Here is a 20995-nt window from a genome sequence, read left to right as displayed (position 1 = left end):
AGAAGTGGACACAAATTGGTATTTCGTAAAAAATTGATTTTGTCGCCCCACCCTGTAGGGTTGAGTTGGTGGTATTAGTTAGGGATTACTTAACTACTGCATATTGAGTTTTATTTTAGAAGAAAGTAAACGAGTCTGGGACATTTTTGTCTCAGACTCGTTTTTACTAGTAGAGTATTCTATTCTTCTTTTTTCTTTAAATGGAGCAAGTAGCCACTGACAAGAATGAACATGCTAGCAATAACCAAGCTGCTTTGATTTTCTTTGCTTCCTGTTTGTGGAAGTTGAGCTTTTCGAGTAGCGTTCATGATTTGAGGTTGAGGAGTGTAGCGTAGGGTTGTAGCTTGACCAGCCTGAGGTTTTTGATTGATGATTTCAACAACTTCAGTAGAAGGTTTTTGTTCTTTCTCAAGATCTTTCAGTTGAGCTAATTGACTGCCAAAGATAGCATTGGATACCCAACGGTAGAAATGAATCGTGTGAAGACGGTTTGTTGGGTTGCCAGCATAAATAAAGAGTGGTTGTTCTTTGTAGCTACCAGAAATAGCTACAATTTTATTGGCTAACTGTTCATTACCTGGCCACCAACCAGCGATATAATAATCACTGCCAGCAATCGAAGCTAATGTCTTGAAATTTGCAGGTACTTTAGCAATCCAATTTCCAGAGTTAGAATAGAAAAGATCATTCTTATTGTAACCACTAGTCAACGGATCTTTGTCATCAATGATCGCTTTCATCAAGCCTTCATAATCACCACCATTTTTGAGTTGTTCTGCGTCAAAGCCATCAACTACACCGAGTTCTTCAAGGCGTTGCATAGCAGTTCCACCAACTACAATGGTTGGTTTCAGACCAAGGAGAGACTTGTCAAAGTTGTCACTTTCTAGAACAATCACATCAGCTTCTTCAGGAGTATTGACAATGTCAAATCCTAAATTCTTCAAAGCAAGAGCGGTATGAGCAGGAGTATCCACACCAGCCCAATAGTATTGATGAGGCGGTGCATAAACTTTTAGAGCTTTTAAGGTTTGCCCTTGAGGAGTTTTATAAAGGGCATCTCCATAGATTGCATAGTTTTTCAGCAGGTTGGCAAAAGTAGGTGTATCCACGATGTAGCCATCGTCTGTCAAATAAACTTTCTTACCGTCTCGGATTGCACGATTGACAGCGCGAACGGCACTTTCTGAAGTATTGGCAATGACATAATATGGTGCTTTGTGGTCAATTTCGCTAGTCCGAGTAGCACGAAGAGCAGTTACTTCACCGAGTTTACCGTCAAAGAGTTTTTCTTTAAAGACTGCTACTGCTTTGAATCCCCTCATATCTGGGAAATTAACCAGCAATTCTGCATACATAGCGGCCCAAGCAGATTCGTTGGAGCCCTTGTAGAGGATATGGTTGGCATAGCCACGTTTAGCTTGTGCCATATCAACAACCAAATCACCCTTCTTATAACCGCCAGTGTCTTCCTTCAATTCTTGAACGACAACGCCGTTTCTCTTGAAGTATTCAATCATATTATAGGCCTGTTGGGAGTCATTGCTCTTATCAAGTCCCATTGGAATCACATAATAATCGGGGAAGAATTTCTTTTGTCCATGTTTGATACGACCGACCACTTTACCATCTGGTCCAACTAATTCATTTTCAGCTTTTGGATCTTCAACCTTGTTGATACCACGGAGATAGAAGTTGAGGCGCATTTCCATGAGTTTATCAGGATCTTGGGACAGGTAAGAGATACCTCCAAGGACAGCGTGATAACCAGCTTTATAGGATTCTTGATTGCCCTCAGGGATTTCAACGGTATGTCCTAATATTCCGTGGTACATAGCATAAACACCAGTGTAGCCAGAGAAAGAGTCATCCCAGCCATCGCCCCAGTCTAACTTCGGAATGATGTAGTGGTCATACTTGGAATTGGCAACACCAGCACGGCCCATGTGGTGGGCATTTTCCAACATATTTTTTGACAAAAGGTCATATTCAAAGTTTGGATCGTGCGGTGGAGTAGCTGGCTCAATCAGGAAGTCCCTGACAAAGCCGTGGATGTCGTAAAGTGCAATTGGATTCCATTTGTTGATGAGTCCAGCAACAGTCCGGGTTTCTGGGTTGGCCTGATAGCTAGTATCGCGGTTTGGATCGATTCCGTTAGCTAGGGCACGGGTATTGGCAACATCTCCGTCAGGATTTTCTGTGAAATCAAAGAGGAAGATGAATTTCTTGAGAAGGTCTTTAACGGAGAGGGTTACGATTTTTTGTGTTCCATCTGCTTGAGTCGTTTTAAAGCTGATTTGGTCTTGGGTTGCGAAAGAGTTGAACAAGCCGGTAATAATATCAATAGCAGGTTGCTCATCAGCATGTGTGTTGTTGATGAGGATAGGAAGTTTGTAGTCTAATTTGCCGTCTTTGAGGGCTGCTAACATTTCAGCAGGTTTGGTTAGCGCCATTTTATTGGTTGAGTTGAGGTAATCATCAATGCTTTTTTGATCAGAACTGATAATGCCTAACTTAATTTTCCGTCCTTGAGCGCTGGTACCAATGTCTTCAATTTGAACAAGCCGATCATTTTTAGCTTCTTGTCGACTTTTTTCGATAGCAGCTAACATTTCTTCGTGAGTATGGAAGTTTTCATATGGTCGGAAAACAAGTGTTTTTCGAATCGTCAGACCGGATTCTTCATCTGTTCCAACGAGCTCATGATTTCCGATGAATTGCCGATAGGTTCTTCGGATATTGTTTGGTGTCCGAAGACTTAAATCCTTTCCAAATAATTCATTGAATTTGAGAGAAAGTTTGAGGTCAGAGCCATTGGTTGTTTCCTCAATGGTGACAAAGGAATCTCCTGAAAAGTCTCCTTTTTCCATATTCCAAGTTTTCCATTCAGCGATTGGCTTATTATCTAATTTCCAAGTCACCTTGCCAGCAGCGGCTCCTTGTTCCTGTACAGTCTCAGTAATGGTAGCTTTTTCAGACATATGGACTGTACTATCAGCTAATTGAACCTTCTTTTCTTCTGTTCCAGCTGCTCGTGTTTCTGGTTTTGCAGGTGTTGCAGGAGTCACTGTTTCGGATTCGTTTGTAGTAGAAGTCGAACTGTCTATTGAAGGAGCGCTTTCTGATTTTTGTGCTTCTTCTTGATTGGTTGTTGTGGGAGGCTGAGCTTCAGCTGGTGAAGAATCTGGCGTTGCTGTCGCTTCTGTTGCGTTTGTTTTCGCACTTGACTTTTCGGCAGGGACTACCGTTTCTGTCTTGTTAGCAATAGGCTGTGTCTCCGTGCTATCTTGCGTATCTGCAGCAGCATTTCCTTGCGTTAAAACTGCAACAAGAACGGCAGCTGACAAGCTGAGAACATTTGTGTACAATCGTTTCTTATATGAATTTTTCATAAGAAACCTCCTTTATGAAATTTGAGGGCAGCAAAAAATAACGAAAATAGCTCTTAGTTATTCTCTGTTATTTTTCTCCCCTTATTTATTTGAAGTATACAAAGATAGTATACCAGAAAGTGTAAACGGTTTCAATCAAAAGTGTAGACAAAAAATAGAAATATATCAAAATAAATAGATATGTAATGAATTTTGGTGGGAATTGAATGGCAGAAAATCTCAAAGCACACACTAAAGACGATCAAAGAATAAACTTCACCTCGAAAGTCTGACAATGTTCTAACGAAGAAAGTTAGAGGTAAGACTTTTGCAACTGAAATATTCTTTGCCCCTGATAGCAAGGAAATCTTTCAAGATAAGTAGTTAAAGATTATACATTTTAAAAAGAATGAAGAAAAAGTAGATTGTCTTTGTATCGATTTCTGGGAGCGAGTAGGAAATTTGACGATGGGGAAATTGTCTTAAAAGTGGTATAATACTATATATATTAAAGATTTTAGGAAGGTGGGATATTATGAGAAATTCAATATGTGAAAAAATAGTATGGTATGACTCTCGGTTATAGAGTTGACAGCAATCAATAAAGAAGTAATAGTGAAGCGGCGTAAATAAATTAGAATTTGTGGGAGGAATCATAGTGAATGAATTTAACGAATATGTACGTGAATGTTTTTCTACAGTTGGTGATATTACCATAAAATCCATGATGGGCGGATACCTTGTATATTTTAATGGTAAGCTGATAGGTGACATTTGTAATAATGAACTGTTTTTAAAGAGAACGCCGACATCGGACAGACTTCTTGCAGATTCAGAACTGCGTTATCCGTATGAAGGGTCAAAGACTCTGATGCACGTATTCGAAAAATTTGAGGATGCGAATTTGATTGTAGGATTACTGGGAGGAATGTATACGGAACTGCCCGAGAAGAAACCTAAGAAAGCCAAATGAGATTGACAAACTTCAGTTTGTTGAAATTAAATAATTAAATAAAAACAATAATATAGCAAATTACAAAACAGTAAATCAAAAAAATGGTTTACTGTTTTTCTTGCTCAAAATGGGGATGAGGTCAAAAGAAAAAGCATCAATAAATCAAAAAGATACTTGACAAAACGCTTTAGGGCAGAGTAAACCAGTTTTCGGGTAGCCTGTCTGACCCTCGGATGAAGTGAACGAGTTTTCGTTCAGTCCGTTGATCGAGATGACGAGCTTATCTTCGCCGAGTATCACGACAAGGCCAACCAGCTTTTGAAGAAGGCCAGCGGGCAACCAAGATTTTGATTGACCAGATTGAGGGGCGTCATCAAGAAGACAAACAACAAGTGCTGGATTGTAGTATTCATTGGAAAGAATCAACAATCAATTGATAACGATTAAGCAGAGCTTAAGGGCAAAAGTCGTATTTTTCTCTTTCGGTTTATGCAAATTTCCTTTACTTATGCTACAATAGGAAAAAGGATGTTGATTGGAGTAAAAAAATGAAAGCGATTATTACGGTTGTTGGCAAAGATAGAACGGGGATTGTGGCAGGAGTTTCGAGCAAAATTGCAGAGCTTGGGTTGAATATTGATGACATTTCGCAGACTGTTTTAGATGAATTCTTCACTATGATGGCAGTCGTTTCTAGTGAAGAAAAGAAAGATTTTACAGAACTGCGCAATGAATTTGAAGCCTTTGGCAATACACTTAATGTCAAAATTAACATTCAAAGTGCAGCGATTTTTGACGCTATGTACAATATCTAATAGAGGTGAAAAATGGATATAAAGCAAGTTACTGAAACCATTTCCATGATTGAGGAGCAGAATTTTGATATTCGGACGATTACCATGGGAATTTCACTTCTCGACTGTATTGATACGGATATTGAGCGAGCAGCGGAAAAAATCTATCAAAAAATCACCACGAAAGCTCAAGATTTGGTGGCAGTTGGTGATGAAATAGCTGCGGAGCTGGGCATTCCCATTGTCAACAAACGTGTATCGGTGACCCCGATTTCCTTGATTGGCGCTGCGACAGATAGTGATGACTATGTGCCTCTAGCAAAAGCGCTGGATCGAGCAGCAAAAGAAATCGGTGTCGATTTTATCGGTGGTTTTTCTGCTCTGGTGCAAAAGGGTTATCAAAAAGGAGATGAAATCCTTATCCGTTCCATTCCGCGAGCTTTAGCGGAGACTGATAAGGTTTGCTCATCTGTTAATATTGGGTCCACCAAGTCTGGGATTAACATGACGGCGGTTGCAGATATGGGACGTGTTATCAAAGAAACTGCAGAACTTTCTGACATGGGGGCAGCGAAATTAGTTGTTTTTGCCAATGCGATCGAGGATAATCCTTTTATGGCAGGTGCTTTTCATGGCGTTGGCGAAGCTGATGTCGTCATCAATGTAGGCGTTTCTGGTCCTGGTGTCGTCAAACGTGCCCTTGAAAAAGTTCGTGGCGAAAGTTTTGATGTAGTGGCGGAAACAGTCAAGAAAACAGCCTTTAAAATCACTCGGATCGGTCAGCTTGTCGGACAGATGGCTAGTGAGCGGCTGGGTGTTAAATTCGGGATTGTTGATTTAAGCTTGGCGCCAACACCTGCTGTTGGCGACTCTGTTGCCCGTGTTCTGGAAGAAATGGGCTTGGAAACAGTCGGTACGCATGGCACAACGGCAGCCTTGGCTCTACTCAATGACCAAGTGAAAAAAGGCGGTGTTATGGCTTGTAATCAAGTTGGCGGTTTATCTGGTGCTTTCATTCCAGTTTCAGAAGACGAAGGTATGATTGCAGCGGTTCAAAACGGATCTCTCAATTTAGAAAAATTAGAAGCCATGACCGCGATTTGCTCGGTTGGATTGGATATGATTGCCATTCCATCAGACACGCCTTCTGAAACGATTGCAGCTATGATTGCAGACGAAGCCGCTATTGGGGTTATCAATCAGAAAACAACAGCGGTACGGATTATTCCTAAAGGAAAAGAAGGCGACATGATTGAGTTTGGAGGTCTTTTAGGGACTGCGCCAGTGATGAGAGTCAATAAAGCTTCATCAGCTGATTTTATTGCGCGTGGTGGACAAATTCCAGCACCGATTCATAGTTTTAAAAATTAAAATAAGGTCTGCATGACAGGCCTTTTCTTTTGAAAAGGAGATTGAAATGGCAAAAACGAAATTATACATTATTCGTCATGGAAAAACGATGTTTAATACAATTGGTCGGGCGCAAGGTTGGAGTGATACGCCGCTTACGGCTGAAGGGGAACGTGGCATCCATGAATTAGGAATTGGTTTGCGAGAATCAGGACTTACATTTACAAGAGCTTTTTCCAGCGATTCTGGGCGGACAATTCAGACCATGGGGATTGTCCTTGAAGAGCTCGGTTTAACAGGCAAAATTCCTTATACCTTTGACAAGCGAATCCGCGAATGGTGTTTTGGCAGTTTCGACGGTGCTTATGGTGGCGATCTGTTTCATGGCGTGATTCCACGAGTGCTGGATGTTGAAGACTATAAGAAACTAACCTTGCAGGAATTAGCAGACGGTCTAGTCGAAGTGGATACAGCTGGCTGGGCAGAACCTTGGGAAAAGCTGAGTGGACGTATTCTAGATGGTTTCACAGCTATTGCGCAAGAGGTAGAAGCTACTGGTGGGGGCAATGCTCTTGTCGTCAGCCACAGCATGACAATCGGTGCCTTTACTTGTTTGATTGATCCGTCTATTATTTTAAATCCTGGCGTACAAAATGGCAGTGTAACGGTCGTGGAGTATGAAAATGGGAAATTCACCATTCAAGCGTTAGGAGACATGTCTTATCGCCAAGTAGGTGCTAAGATATTGGAAGGGCAGAAATAATCGCAAAAACGGGAATGTGAGAAAAGTTGATTTTCACGAATTGTGGCTTTCATCTTACTCCTGATTTTTCTTTTATCTCTCAAACGACTTTCTGCAAAAAAATGATATAATATAGTAAGAAAAACGGAGGTAAAATATGGCAAAAACAAGATTATACATTGTTCGCCATGGGAAGACCATGTTTAATACAATCGGTCGGGCACAAGGCTGGTCTGATACGCCTTTGACTGCTGCAGGAGAACGTGGCATTCGTGAGCTAGGAATTGGGCTTCGCGAGTCAGGACTTCCATTCAAAAAAGCTTTTTCTAGCGATAGCGGGCGGACAATTCAAACCATGGGGATTATTTTAGAAGAACTTGACTTGACAGGGCGCATTCCTTATCGCACAGATAAGCGAATTCGTGAATGGTGTTTTGGTAGTTTCGATGGAGCTTACGATGGTGAATTGTTTATGGGAGTGATGCCCCGTGTTTTCAATGTAGAGCATGTTCATCAATTGAGTTACCCTGAGCTGGCTGAAGGCCTGGTAGAAGTTGATACAGCTGGTTGGGCTGAGAGTTGGGAAAAATTGAGCAGCCGTATTTGGGAAGGATTTTCAGATATTGCCAAGGAAATCGAAGCTGCTGATGGAGGCAATGCACTGATTGTTAGCCATGGTATGACCATTGGAACATTTGTGTACCTCATTGACCGAACAAGACCACATGGTTTAGACAATGGTAGTGTGACCGTCATTGAATACGAGAATGGTCAGTTTACAGTTGACTGCATTGGAGATATGTCTTATCGTGAGGTTGGCAAGAAAATACTGGATGACGGTGAGCAAGAGTAGTTTTTAGTAGTGCAATTCGTGTGAATTTGCTACGGTTTTATTTAACATTGAGGAAAGTTTAAGATTTATAACATCTTCTATAAGATATTTTGTAGGTCCTCAGACTGATTTTTAGCACTCTTTTTAAAAGAGTGCTAATTTTTTGAGTTTTTGTCTTGACTTTAAAAATGAACCGTGTATAATAGAATCATAAGTTAGCACTCGGGTGTTTAGAGTGCTAAAAAGAAAATCTCATATTCCAGCTGAAAGCTGAAAGGGGTGATGTTATGGTAACGGAACGTCAGAATGAGATTTTAAACTTGATCATTGACATCTTTACAAAGACCCATGAGCCAGTCGGATCCAAAGCCCTACAAGAATCAATCCAGTCTAGTAGCGCGACGATTCGTAATGATATGGCTGTTCTTGAAAAGCAGGGGCTTTTGGAAAAAGCGCACACATCAAGTGGACGTAAGCCTAGTGTTGCAGGTTTTCAATACTTTGTCAAACATTCCCTTTCCTTTGATCGTCTTGCTGAAAATGAACTCTATGAAGTAATCAAGGCATTTGACCGTGAATTCTTCAAACTAGAGGATGTTCTTCAACAAGCAGCAGACGTTCTTTCAACGCTAAGTGGATGTACGGTGGTAGCACTTGATGTAGAACCGAGTCAACAACGCTTGACAGCTTTTGACATTGTGATTCTCAGCCAGCATACAGCTTTAGCAGTCTTTACTTTGGATGAATCCAATACGATTACCAGCCAGTTCATGATTCCCCGTAATTTCTTGCGAGGTGATTTGATTCAGCTGAAAGAATTGATACAAGAGCGTTTCTTAGGACAGACAGTTCTTGATATTCACTATAAGATTCGGACAGAGATTCCACAAATTATTCAGCGTTATTTTACAACGACCGATAATGTTATGGATCTTTTCGAGCATATCTTTAGTGATATTTTCAAAGAAAATGTCATTGTATCTGGTAAGGTGAAGTTGCTAAATTTTTCAGATCTAAAGAGTTATCAATTCTTTGACCAACCGCAAAAAGTGGCTTTTGAAATTCGAGATAGTTTAGCTGAAGATCAAATGCAGACGGTGCGCGTGGCGGATAGCAGAGAAAGTAGTCTGGCGAATTTGACGCTCATCTCTAGCAAATTTCTCATTCCTTACCGGGGATTTGGCATGCTAGCGGTCATTGGACCAGTCAATTTAGATTATCAGCGAGTTGTCAGTCAACTCAATGTTGTCAATCGCGTTTTAACGATGAAGCTCACAGATTTTTATAGATATCTGAGTAGCAATCATTATGAAGTGCATTAAGGCGACAAAGCTGATAGCTATAGATAGAAAAATAATCAAAAGATCATAAGGAGGTGCCTAGTGGCAGAAGAAAAACAGCAAGAAGAAGTAAAAAAAGAGGACGTTTCAGTAGAAGAAACGTCTGAAGAAACAACAGAGGTAGCTCCTGAAAAGTCTGAATTGGACTTGGCGAATGAGCGCGCAGACGAATTTGAAAACAAATATCTTCGTGCAGCTGCTGAAATGCAAAATATTCAGCGCCGAGCAAATGAAGAACGTCAACAATTGCAGAAATATCGTAGCCAAGACTTAGGGAAAGCAATCCTTCCTTCGCTGGACAACTTAGAACGTGCCTTGGCAGTTGAAGGATTGACTGATGATGTCCGAAAAGGGCTAGAAATGGTACAGGAAAGTTTGATTGCCGCTCTTAAAGATGAAGGAATTGAAGAGGTTCCGATAGACGGTGAGTTTGATCACAACTTCCATATGGCTATTCAGACGGTGCCGGCAGATGATGATCACCCAGCTGGAAGCATCGCACAAGTCTTTCAAAAGGGCTACAAACTCCATGAACGTCTCCTAAGACCAGCTATGGTAGTAGTAGCAGAATAAAAAATCTCGTCCGAAACGACGGTAAACTATGAAGAAAGAAAATATATTTTCGCTCTGCTAAACCGTGAGCGAAGCGAACAATTAGCGACACTCTTCACCGTGGTCTCTCTGCGCAAACTTTAATAAAGAGATTGACTTAATCAAGCTCTGATGACGCCGCCACTTAAGAAGAGTATCAAAAAAGAAATTCTAAAATAAAGAGGGAAAAATAATGAGTAAAATTATTGGTATTGACTTAGGTACAACAAATTCAGCAGTTGCAGTTCTTGAAGGAACTGAAAGCAAAATTATTGCAAATCCAGAAGGTAACCGTACAACACCGTCAGTTGTGTCTTTCAAAAACGGTGAAATCATCGTTGGTGACGCAGCAAAACGTCAAGCGGTGACAAACCCAGATACAATCATTTCCATCAAGTCAAAAATGGGAACATCTGAAAAAGTAGCTGCTAACGGCAAAGAATACACTCCGCAAGAAATCTCAGCTATGATTCTGCAATACTTGAAAGGCTATGCTGAAGATTACCTTGGTGAAAAAGTAACCAAAGCAGTTATCACAGTTCCTGCTTACTTCAACGATGCCCAACGTCAAGCAACTAAAGATGCTGGTAAAATTGCTGGTCTTGAAGTAGAACGTATTGTCAACGAACCAACAGCAGCAGCCCTTGCTTATGGTTTGGACAAGACAGATAAAGAAGAAAAAATCCTTGTATTTGACCTTGGTGGTGGTACATTTGACGTGTCAATCCTTGAATTAGGCGACGGTGTCTTTGATGTGCTAGCAACTGCAGGGGACAATAAACTCGGTGGTGATGACTTTGACCAAAAGATTATCGACTATATGGTAGCAGAGTTCAAGAAAGAAAACGGTATTGATTTGTCAACTGACAAGATGGCTCTTCAACGTTTGAAGGATGCGGCTGAAAAAGCTAAGAAAGACCTTTCTGGTGTAACTTCTACTCAAATTAGCTTGCCATTCATCACTGCGGGAGAAGCTGGACCACTCCACTTAGAAATGACTTTGACTCGTGCAAAATTTGATGACTTGACTCGTGACCTTGTGGATCGCACAAAAGAACCTGTTCGTCGTGCATTGTCTGACGCTGGTCTTAGCTTGTCAGAAATTGATGAAGTTATTCTTGTTGGTGGTTCAACACGTATCCCAGCCGTTGTGGAAGCAGTAAAAGCTGAAACTGGTAAAGAACCAAACAAATCTGTAAACCCTGACGAAGTGGTTGCTATGGGTGCTGCTATCCAAGGTGGTGTGATTACTGGTGATGTTAAAGACGTTGTCCTTTTGGACGTAACACCGTTGTCACTTGGTATCGAAACTATGGGTGGTGTATTTACAAAACTTATTGACCGCAACACAACTATCCCAACTTCTAAGTCACAAGTCTTCTCTACAGCAGCAGACAACCAACCAGCCGTTGATATCCATGTTCTTCAAGGTGAACGTCCAATGGCTGCAGACAACAAGACACTTGGACGCTTCCAATTGACAGACATTCCTGCTGCACCTCGTGGTATCCCTCAAATCGAAGTAACCTTTGATATTGACAAAAACGGTATCGTGTCTGTTAAGGCTAAAGACCTTGGTACGCAAAAAGAACAACACATCGTTATTCAATCGAACTCCGGTTTGACAGACGAAGAAATTGACCGCATGATGAAAGATGCAGAAGCAAACGCCGAAGCAGATAAAAAACGTAAAGAAGAAGTGGATCTCCGCAACGAAGTGGATCAAGCTATCTTTGCAACTGAAAAGACAATCAAAGAAACAGAAGGCAAAGGTTTTGATGCAGAACGTGACGCTGCTCAAGCTGCTCTTGATGAATTGAAAAAAGCCCAAGAAGATAACAACTTGGATGACATGAAAGCAAAACTTGAAGCACTCAATGAAAAAGCGCAAGCCCTCGCTGTGAAACTTTACGAACAAGCGGCTGCAGCCCAACAAGCTCAAGCAGGAGCAGAAGGAGCAAGTCAAACAAATACAGGCGACAACAAAGGTGATGATGTCGTAGACGGTGAGTTTACGGAGAAATAAGACGCCAAAGCAGTTCATCTGCTAACGCTTGCCGCTATAAGGCGGTCAAGCTAAGCGGCTTACTAGATCGAAAACAAAGAAAAAATCGTCTTTGCTTTCTCCCGTCGTAACGATGAGACAGGAGTGCTTTAGGAAAATCCTGAAACCTCCTTTGTCACATCTTGGCAAGAACGATTGCGGATTATAATTTAGTGCTTGCTCAATCTTACTTGTAGCCGATTTGTAACAGATAAATTCAGGGGTTGATAAACCAACCTCTGTTTTTGGATAAAGAGGAACTGAACCCGACATAAATATTGGTTCATTTCGTAACAATAACAGAAAGGAACAAAGAGTGTTCATGAAATTGAACACGAGCGGAAAGCTCGGAAATTAGATAAACCTCTTAAGAAATCAGGATTTCTTGTCGGTTTCCTAAATTTCAGTCGCTTTCTGTTCGCTCTTAGTATCTTATATGAACAATACAGAATTTTATGACCGTTTAGGCGTTTCAAAAAACGCATCTCAGGATGAGATTAAGAAAGCCTATCGGAAATTATCAAAAAAATATCATCCAGACATCAATAAAGAACCGGGTGCTGAAGAGAAATACAAAGAAGTCCAAGAAGCTTATGAAACCTTGAGTGATGAGCAAAAACGGGCAGCCTATGACCAATATGGTGCTGCGGGAGCTAACGGAGGCTTCGGTGGCGGAGCTGGCGGTTTCGGAGGCTTTGACGGTTCTAGCTTTGGTGGCTTTGAAGATATTTTCTCTAGCTTCTTTGGTGGAGGTGGTGCAAGTCGCAATCCCAACGCACCTCGTCAAGGAGATGATCTTCAATATCGGGTCAACCTTAAGTTTGAAGAAGCGATTTTTGGTACAGATAAAGAAATTAAATACAATCGTGAGGCGACTTGCCATACTTGTCATGGCTCTGGTGCGAAACCAGGAACTAGCCCAATAACTTGTAGTCGCTGTCACGGATCTGGTGTCATCAATGTGGACACGCAAACTCCACTTGGCATGATGCGCCGTCAGGTGACATGTGATGTCTGCCATGGACGCGGACAAGAAATCAAAGATCCTTGTCAAACCTGTCATGGAACAGGGCATGAAAAACAAGCTCATAGCGTTCATGTAAAAATCCCTGCAGGTGTTGAAACTGGTCAACAAGTTCGCTTGTCTGGTCAAGGTGAGGCCGGTTTCAACGGTGGACCGTACGGAGATCTATATGTCGTCGTTCAGGTGGAATCAAGTGATAAGTTTGAGCGGGATGGATCGACCATTTATTACAAACTGAACCTCAACTTTGTTCAAGCAGCTTTAGGTGACAGCGTGGAAATACCAACCGTTCACGGTGATGTGGAATTAACCATTCCAGAAGGAACACAAACCGGCAAACGCTTCCGCCTGCGTGGAAAGGGAGCACCGAGCCTTCGTGGCGGCAGCATGGGAGACCAGTATGTCACAGTCAATGTTGTAACACCGACAGGACTTAACGACAAACAAAAAGCAGCGTTGAAAGAGTTCGCAGAAGCTGGTGATATGAAAGTCAATCCGAAGAAAAAAGGTTTCTTTGATAAAATGAAAGATGCCTTTGAGCAATAAGAAAAGAGCAGTTTGACGCTGCTCTTTTATATTATAAGGATAAAATTGTGTGTTTTTCATCTTTGGTGATGACGCGCTTGATACCAGTTGGTTGTGTGGAAACAAGTTTTGCTAGAAAATTTGGGTAGGCTTGATACTCATCCATTCGATCTAGTGGAATCCATTCAACTGTTTCACGAGGAGAGAAGCTTGGGAACTGCTGGCCTTTTGACTTCATCAAGTAATAAAAGGAAATTTCATGGCAATTCAGACCAGCTAACTTGCCAGAATTTTGTTGGAAAAAATTTTCGTGAATGAACAGCAATCGATCGATTTCGTAGTCCTGTCCAGTTTCTTCCTTAATTTCTCGAAGAATAGCTTCTTCTGAAGTTTCTCCTAGCTGAACAGCTCCACCTAAAGGATAAAAATAATCCTCGTTTGGATTGGTCATAAAAGCAAGCGCGCCTTCTTCAATAATGACGGCAGCAGCTTTGTAACGAAATCGAGATTTCTTTTTGCAAAAAGTAATATCAGTCATTTATCTTTCCTCCGTATTCTAGTGTAGCATATTTTCAATGAAAACCTGTCCCCGGACAGTTTTGTTTTTACAGTCTTGCGAGGGGCTTTTTTTCTTGTTACAATAAACACATGACACGATATAAAGCGATTATTTCTTACGACGGTCATGGCTTTGCTGGTTTTCAGCGGCAACTTCATGCTCGTAGCGTTCAAGAAGAGATTGAAAAGACTTTAACCAAAATCAATAGTGGGGCATCGGTCGTAATCCATGGTGCAGGACGTACAGACAGCGGTGTTCATGCGCTAGGACAAGTTATTCATTTTGATTTACCACAAAAAAGAGATGGAGAAAAACTACGTTTCGCACTTGATACGCAGACACCAGAAGACATTGATTTTATTAGCGTAGAAGAAGTTAATGAAGCTTTTCATTCAAGATATTGTAAACACAGCAAGACCTATGAATTTATAGTGGATATCGGGCGTCCTAAAAATCCTATGATGCGCTATTATGCAACCCATTACCCTTATCCGCTTGATTTGAGTTTGATTGAAGAAGCTATTGAAAAGTTAGAAGGAACTCACGATTTTACAGGTTTTACAGCGTCAGGAACTAGCGTGGAAAATAAAATACGGACGATTACAAAAGCGAGGCTGGTATTTGATGAAAAACGCAACTTTTTGATGTTTACTTTTTCCGGCAATGGATTTTTATATAAGCAAATCCGCAATATGGTCGGAACATTGCTGAAGATCGGCAACGGTCGAATGCCAGTTGAGCAGATTGATAGAATTTTAACAGAGAAAGATCGTCATTTGGCTGGACCGACTGCAGCGCCAAACGGACTTTATCTAAAGGAGATACGATATGAAGAATAATCTTATTCTGGCAATTTCAGGGAATGATATTTTTAGTGGTGGCGGACTGCATGCTGATTTAGCGACTTACACGGTCAACCAACTACATGGTTTTGTGGCGGTGACTTGCTTGACCGCCATGACGGAGCAAGGTTTTGAGATTATTCCTGTAGACACGACCGTCTTTGCTCAGCAGCTCAACTCTCTCAAGGATGTCCCTTTCTCAGCTATTAAATTGGGGCTTTTGCCCAATGTAGAAGTGGCAGATTTGGCTTTGGATTTTGTGAAAGCTCATGCAGAGACTCCTGTTGTGTTAGACCCTGTCTTAGTTTGCAAGGAAAGCCATGATGTGGAGGTTTCAGCGCTTCGAGATGAACTGATTAAATTTTTCCCTTATGCAAGTATTATCACGCCTAATTTGCCAGAAGCCGAACTCTTGACTCAAAAAGAATTGCGAACATTAGAAGATGTAAAAGAAGCGGCTAAGCTTCTTCATTCCTTGGGCGCTAAATCCGTTGTTATCAAAGGAGGAAATCGCTTAGATGCTCAAAAAGCGATAGATGTTTTTTATGATGGCGAGCGGTTTCAAATTTTAGAATCACCTGTTTTAGACAAGAATAATACTGGTGCGGGCTGTACCTTTGCTTCAAGCATTGCCGGTCAGCTATTATTAGGGAAGTCAACTTTTGAAGCGGTTCAAAATTCAAAAGAATTTGTTTACCGAGCTATCCAACATTCAGATCAATATGGAGTTGTTCAATATGAAAAAGAATCAGACGCATAAACTTGTCCTTTTATCTATGATTGCTGCTTTGACAGTTGTTTTGGGATATTATTTAAAAATTCCAACGCCAACGGGAATTTTAACTTTTCTTGATACAGGAATTTTCTTTGCCGCCTTTTATTTTGGCAGAAAAGAAGGAGCAATTGTTGGTGGTTTAGCCGGATTTCTTATTGATTTGATTTCGGGTTATCCGCAGTGGATGTTTTTTAGCATGATTTTTCATGGTCTACAAGGTTATTTTGCGGGTTTTAAAGGGAAAAGTCGTTATCTTGGTTTAGTATTGGCGACGCTTGTTATGGTAGGGGGGTATGCTGTTGCTTCCACAATCATGCATGGTTGGGGAGCAGCTTTTCCAGAAATATTTCCTAACTTCTGCCAAAATACCTTGGGAATGATTGTCGGAGCTATCTTGAATAAATTGTTGGCAGATGTTTCGAAAAAATAAAGTAAATAAGGGGCATTGTGCCCTTTTTACTTTTAAGAATTTCAGTTTGTAAAAGCAATAAAAATCATTTATAATACAATTAAAACGAGGTGAAATCATGGATTTACAAAAACTTAAAGAACAAACACAAACAATTTTAGCAGATGTTTTAGAAAAATCAGTTCTTTCTGCTGGTGATATTTTTGTGCTTGGACTTTCTTCCAGTGAGGTGATTGGAGGGCATATTGGAAAAAATTCCAGCCAAGAAGTGGGAGAAGTCATTGTCAAAACCATATTGGATATGTTATCCGAGCGTGATCTTTACTTAGCTGTTCAAGGCTGCGAACATGTTAATCGAGCCTTGGTTGTGGAGCGAGAGTTGGCTCAAAAACGAAATCTAGAAATTGTCAATGTCTTGCCCACTCTGCATGCCGGTGGAAGCGGGCAGTTAGCTGCTTTTAAATATATGAACGATCCAGTTGAGGTGGAATTTATCATGGCTCAAGCGGGGCTAGATATCGGAGATACGGCGATTGGTATGCATGTTAAACACGTTCAAATCCCAGTTCGACCAATTTTGAGAGAATTGGGAGAAGCGCATGTGACTGCGCTCGCTAGCCGCCCTAAGCTAATCGGTGGAGCACGTGCTGCTTACCAAAAGGATAAAATTCGGAAAGCATAAAGAGCAAAATCAGCAAATGGACGGAAAAATCATTAAAATTTCATTAGAAAATTTGTGAATTAACGTGTATTTATGGTATAATTGATTGTATTCAATAAATTTTAAGGAGAAATGACAGAATGTCTGTATCATTTGAAAACAAAGAAACAAATCGCGGAGTTTTGACATTTACAATCAGTCAAGAACAAATCAAGCCAGAATTGGATCGCGTGTTTAACTCAGTTAAGAAAACTCTGAATGTACCAGGTTTCCGTAAAGGTCATCTTCCTCGTCCGGTGTTTAACCAAAAATTTGGGGAAGAAGCTCTTTACCAAGACACACTGAACGCCCTTCTCCCAGCTGCTTATGAAGCTGCAGTTAAAGAAGCAGAAATTGAAGTTGTTGCCCAACCACAATTTGACGTGGCTTCTATGGAAAAAGGTCAAGATTGGACCATTACCGCTGAAGTAGTTACAAAACCTGAAGTAAAATTAGGTGAATATAAAAATCTAGAAGTATCTGTTGATGTCTCTAAAGAAGTATCTGACGCAGATGTAGACGCAAGAATTGAACGTGAGCGCAACAATTTAGCAGAGCTTGTATTGAAAGAAGACAAGGCTGCTAATGGCGACACAGTTGTGATTGACTTTGTTGGAACAGTTGACGGTGTTGAATTTGACGGTGGTAAAGGAGATAACTTCTCACTTGAACTCGGAAGCGGTCGATTCATTCCAGGTTTTGAGGATCAATTGGTTGGACATGCTGCTGGCGAAACAGTAGAAGTAAACGTGACATTCCCAGAAGACTATCAAGCAACAGACCTTGCAGGTAAAGATGCTAAGTTTGTTACAACCATTCATGAAGTCAAAGAAAAAGAAGTTCCAGAACTAGATGATGAACTAGCGAAAGACATTGATGAAGATGTTGAAACACTGGATGAATTAAAAGAAAAATACCGCAAAGAATTAGCTGAATCAAAAGAAATTGCTTTTGATGACGCAGTCGAATCTGCAGCACTTGATCTTGCAGTAGAAAATGCAGAAATCGTTGAGTTGCCAGAAGAAATGGTTCACGAAGAAGTTCATCGCTCTGTGAATGAATTCCTTGGAAACATGCAACGTCAAGGTATTTCACCAGATATGTATTTCCAAATCACTGGTACAACGCAAGAAGATCTTCACAAACAACATGAAGCTGACGCTGAAAAACGTACTAAGACAAACCTTGTGATTGAAGCTGTTGCGAAAGCAGAAGGATTTGAAGCAAGTGATGAAGATATTGAAGCAGAAATTGCTTCTCTTGCCGCTGATTACAATATGGAAGTAGAACGCGTTCGTCAACTTCTTTCAGCAGATATGTTGAAACATGATATTGTGATTAAAAAAGCCGTTGAATTGATTACAAGTACTGCAAAAGTAAAATAATCGAACGATAACATAAGGCAAGTTCAGTCGGAAATTCGGCTGAATTGCCTTTTTACTTCTTTTTAATAGAAAAAATGAAAGTCATTTTGGTAAAAATGGTGATTTTCTTGAATAGAAGATAAAATTCTTTTGACGAAAGAAGATTTTTATCGTACAATAAAAAGTAGCGAAAAATTTAATTTATTGAATTTTTGAGAGCAAACAGGGCAGAAGCCCTCAGACTTAAAAGGAGATCGACTTTGGAATTAGAAGTATTTGCTGGACAAGAAAAGAGTGAACTTTCTATGATTGAAGTAGCGCGTGCTATCTTAGAAACACGTGGTCGTCATCATGAAATGTATTTTAACGATCTTGTCAATGAAATTCAAAATTACCTTGAAAAATCAAATAGTGATATTCGTGAAGCCTTGCCACTTTTTTATACAGAGCTAAATGTAGACGGCAGTTTCATTCCTCTTGGAGATAACAAATGGGGCTTGCGTTCATGGTATGCGATTGACGAGGTGGATGAAGAAATTATTACACTTGAAGAAGACGATGAAGAAACTCCGAAGAAACGGAAGAAAAAACGTGTGAATGCCTTTATGGACGGAGATGAAAACGCCATTGATTACAATGATGATGATCCAGAAGATGAAGATTCATACGAAGCAGACCCTGCCCTTAACTATGACGAGGACAATCCAGACGATGAAAAGAGTGAAGTTGAGGCGTATGATGCGGAAATCAATGAAATTGCACCTGATGATTTAGGTGAAGAAGTCGAACTCAATGAAGAGGATGAGGATTACTCAGATGATGAGGTGGATCCAGAAGATGAAGAATAGTTCAGTTTAGAGCATTTTCTGATTTGACAAAAAATCTATTCTGCGATATTATAATATCGGGCACTTCTTTTAAAGAAGTCAAAGGCTCCCTAGCTCTAGGGAGCTGTTTTTGTTTTTACTATTTAGAAGTGAACATGCCTAAAAGCATCGAAAAAAGGAAAGATTGATTTGTGAATGATCGTTCCCCATTTTCATGTGTTTTCTAAATGGGTTTTGTATCTTAGAGAAGGAGAATTTATGGCAACAAAATATATTTTTGTTACAGGTGGTGTAGTTAGTTCGATCGGTAAAGGGATTGTGGCAGCAAGTCTTGGTCGTCTCTTGAAAAACCGTGGCCTTAAGGTGACTATTCAAAAGTTTGACCCATATATCAATATTGACCCAGGAACGATGAGTCCTTACCAACACGGGGAAGTGTTTGTGACGGACGACGGTGCAGAGACAGACTTGGATCTGGGGCACTATGAACGCTTTATTGATATTAACCTAAATAAATATTCAAATGTCACAACAGGTAAGATTTATAGTGAAGTTCTTCGAAAAGAGCGTAAAGGTGAGTACCTTGGAGCAACAGTTCAAGTCATTCCACACATTACAGATGCTTTAAAAGAAAAAATTAAGCGTGCTGCAACGACAACAGATTCTGATGTGATTATCACAGAAGTGGGAGGAACTGTTGGAGATATTGAAAGCTTGCCATTCTTAGAAGCGCTTCGTCAAATGAAGGCAGATGTCGGTGCAGATAATGTAATGTATATTCACACGACCTTGCTTCCATATCTTAAGGCAGCTGGGGAAATGAAAACCAAGCCAACTCAACACTCTGTAAAAGAATTGCGTGGTCTGGGTATTCAACCGAATATGCTGGTCATTCGCACCGAAAAGCCAGCCGGTCAAAATATTAAGAATAAATTGGCACAGTTTTGTGATGTAGCACCAGAAGCAGTGATTGAGTCGCTAGATGTGGAACATTTGTATCAAATTCCGCTGAACTTGCAAGCACAAAACATGGATCAAATCGTTTGTGATCACTTGAAGTTGGACGTGCCAGAAGCAGATATGACAGAGTGGTCTGCTATGGTTGATAAAGTCATGAACTTGAAGAAACAAGTAAAAATTGCACTAGTTGGAAAATATGTGGAACTACCAGATGCGTACATCTCTGTTGTAGAAGCTCTCAAGCACTCTGGTTATGCCAACGATGCGGAAATCAAGCTGAATTGGGTCAATGCGAATGATGTCACAACTGAAAATGTCGCCGAATTACTGAAAGATGCAGACGGTATCATTGTGCCGGGTGGCTTTGGTCATCGTGGGACCGAAGGAAAGATTGCGACGATTCAATATGCTCGTGAAAATGATGTGCCAATGCTTGGAATTTGTCTTGGTATGCAGTTGACTTGTGTTGAATTTGCTCGCCATGTGCTGGGATTTGATGATGCTAATTCTTCAGAACTAAATCCAGATACGAAACATCCTGTTATAGATTTGATGCGGGATCAGATTGATGTAGAAGATATGGGAGGGACGCTTCGTTTAGGACTTTATCCGTCTAAGTTGAAACGCGGTTCCAAAGCGGCTGCAGCTTATGACAATCAAGAAGTTGTTCAGCGTCGTCACCGTCACCGTTACGAATTTAACAATGAATTCCGTCAACAATTTGAAGATGCTGGTTTTGTATTCTCAGGAGTTTCACCTGATAATCGTCTGGTGGAAATTGTTGAAATGCCAGAAAATAAATTCTTTGTGGCTTGTCAATACCACCCAGAATTATCTAGCCGTCCTAATCGTCCAGAAGGACTTTATACCGCTTTTGTCACAGCAGCAGTTGAAAATAGTGAGAAATAAGATTGGAAGCAATTCCAGTCTTTTTAGCATTTCTCATAGGAGAAAAATTTGTCAATATGGATGAAAGACAGCATTTTAAAAC

The 20995-nt window shown here is 40.6% G+C and carries 18 protein-coding genes and 1 pseudogene; 17 read left to right on the top strand and 2 right to left on the bottom strand.

From position 1 onward, the window contains the following. Window positions 1-179: 179 nt before the first annotated feature. Window positions 180-3392, bottom strand: coding sequence for an LPXTG cell wall anchor domain-containing protein (locus RG565_RS06990; protein WP_247937054.1), 3213 nt, complete (start codon window positions 3390-3392; stop codon window positions 180-182). Window positions 3393-4029: 637 nt separating this feature from the next. On the opposite strand from RG565_RS06990, the gene RG565_RS06985 reads away from it, so the two are divergent. The 10 genes and pseudogenes from RG565_RS06985 (at window position 4030) to dnaJ (ending at window position 13589) form a co-directional block, all read left to right on the top strand. After that, the gene (locus RG565_RS06985) at window positions 4030-4344 is read left to right on the top strand and encodes a TfoX/Sxy family protein (RefSeq protein ID WP_247937055.1); all 315 of its coding nucleotides are present in this window, start codon (window positions 4030-4032) and stop codon (window positions 4342-4344) included. A 250-nt stretch (window positions 4345-4594) separates the two neighbouring features. Further along, a pseudogene (locus RG565_RS06980) lies at window positions 4595-4763 on the top strand (transcriptional regulator); the annotation flags it as partial. A gap of 111 nt (window positions 4764-4874) precedes the next feature. Then, window positions 4875-5141 carry an ACT domain-containing protein gene (locus tag RG565_RS06975; protein WP_003026213.1) on the top strand — a complete coding sequence of 89 codons (267 nt, stop codon included), beginning with the start codon at window positions 4875-4877 and terminating at the stop codon, window positions 5139-5141. Window positions 5142-5153: 12 nt separating this feature from the next. Further along, on the top strand, window positions 5154-6491 hold the full coding sequence (locus tag RG565_RS06970; protein ID WP_308937462.1) for a PFL family protein: 1338 nt from the start codon (window positions 5154-5156) through the stop codon (window positions 6489-6491). Window positions 6492-6537: 46 nt separating this feature from the next. Then, a complete protein-coding gene (locus RG565_RS06965; protein ID WP_106083165.1) occupies window positions 6538-7233 on the top strand; it encodes a histidine phosphatase family protein in 696 nt (231 codons plus the stop codon). A gap of 136 nt (window positions 7234-7369) precedes the next feature. Beyond that, a complete protein-coding gene (locus tag RG565_RS06960; RefSeq protein ID WP_247937057.1) occupies window positions 7370-8065 on the top strand; it encodes a histidine phosphatase family protein in 696 nt (231 codons plus the stop codon). 266 nt (window positions 8066-8331) lie between these two features. Then, a complete protein-coding gene (gene hrcA / locus RG565_RS06955) occupies window positions 8332-9366 on the top strand; it encodes a heat-inducible transcriptional repressor HrcA (RefSeq protein WP_126407734.1) in 1035 nt (344 codons plus the stop codon). 60 nt (window positions 9367-9426) lie between these two features. Next, window positions 9427-9957 carry a nucleotide exchange factor GrpE gene (grpE, locus tag RG565_RS06950; RefSeq protein ID WP_004224126.1) on the top strand — a complete coding sequence of 177 codons (531 nt, stop codon included), beginning with the start codon at window positions 9427-9429 and terminating at the stop codon, window positions 9955-9957. A gap of 211 nt (window positions 9958-10168) precedes the next feature. After that, the gene (dnaK, locus tag RG565_RS06945; protein ID WP_247937058.1) at window positions 10169-12001 is read left to right on the top strand and encodes a molecular chaperone DnaK; all 1833 of its coding nucleotides are present in this window, start codon (window positions 10169-10171) and stop codon (window positions 11999-12001) included. A 454-nt stretch (window positions 12002-12455) separates the two neighbouring features. Continuing rightward, window positions 12456-13589, top strand: coding sequence for a molecular chaperone DnaJ (dnaJ, locus tag RG565_RS06940; protein WP_003039670.1), 1134 nt, complete (start codon window positions 12456-12458; stop codon window positions 13587-13589). Window positions 13590-13620: 31 nt separating this feature from the next. Here the strand turns inward: dnaJ and RG565_RS06935 are convergent, their stop codons facing one another. Next, the gene (locus RG565_RS06935; protein ID WP_004224118.1) at window positions 13621-14106 is read right to left on the bottom strand and encodes an NUDIX hydrolase; all 486 of its coding nucleotides are present in this window, start codon (window positions 14104-14106) and stop codon (window positions 13621-13623) included. A 110-nt stretch (window positions 14107-14216) separates the two neighbouring features. On the opposite strand from RG565_RS06935, the gene truA reads away from it, so the two are divergent. The 7 genes from truA to RG565_RS06900 all read left to right on the top strand — a co-directional run bounded on the left by truA (window position 14217) and on the right by RG565_RS06900 (window position 20913). Then, window positions 14217-14966 (top strand): tRNA pseudouridine(38-40) synthase TruA, encoded by a 750-nt coding sequence (truA, locus tag RG565_RS06930; RefSeq protein WP_247937059.1) that lies wholly within the window; start codon window positions 14217-14219, stop codon window positions 14964-14966. Then, window positions 14956-15729 (top strand): bifunctional hydroxymethylpyrimidine kinase/phosphomethylpyrimidine kinase, encoded by a 774-nt coding sequence (locus tag RG565_RS06925; protein WP_247937060.1) that lies wholly within the window; start codon window positions 14956-14958, stop codon window positions 15727-15729. The genes truA and RG565_RS06925 overlap by 11 nt, the downstream gene beginning before the upstream one ends. Further along, window positions 15707-16174: an ECF transporter S component gene (locus RG565_RS06920; RefSeq protein ID WP_004224110.1), complete on the top strand. Its 468-nt coding sequence runs from the start codon at window positions 15707-15709 to the stop codon at window positions 16172-16174. The genes RG565_RS06925 and RG565_RS06920 overlap by 23 nt, the downstream gene beginning before the upstream one ends. Before the next feature lie 97 nt (window positions 16175-16271). After that, on the top strand, window positions 16272-16835 hold the full coding sequence (locus tag RG565_RS06915; protein ID WP_004224107.1) for a TIGR01440 family protein: 564 nt from the start codon (window positions 16272-16274) through the stop codon (window positions 16833-16835). 119 nt (window positions 16836-16954) lie between these two features. Continuing rightward, window positions 16955-18238 (top strand): trigger factor, encoded by a 1284-nt coding sequence (gene tig / locus RG565_RS06910; protein ID WP_151380013.1) that lies wholly within the window; start codon window positions 16955-16957, stop codon window positions 18236-18238. Between the two features lie 239 nt (window positions 18239-18477). After that, on the top strand, window positions 18478-19065 hold the full coding sequence (gene rpoE / locus RG565_RS06905; protein WP_247905915.1) for a DNA-directed RNA polymerase subunit delta: 588 nt from the start codon (window positions 18478-18480) through the stop codon (window positions 19063-19065). A gap of 237 nt (window positions 19066-19302) precedes the next feature. Continuing rightward, window positions 19303-20913 carry a CTP synthase gene (locus RG565_RS06900; protein WP_059221467.1) on the top strand — a complete coding sequence of 537 codons (1611 nt, stop codon included), beginning with the start codon at window positions 19303-19305 and terminating at the stop codon, window positions 20911-20913. Window positions 20914-20995: the final 82 nt, after the last annotated feature.

The sequence above is a fragment of the Streptococcus sp. IsoGale021 genome (assembly GCF_031142795.1).
Lineage (GTDB): Bacteria > Bacillota > Bacilli > Lactobacillales > Streptococcaceae > Streptococcus > Streptococcus hominis.
Note: the sequence above shows the minus strand (reverse complement) of the source record. Positions and strands in the feature narration are given on the sequence as shown.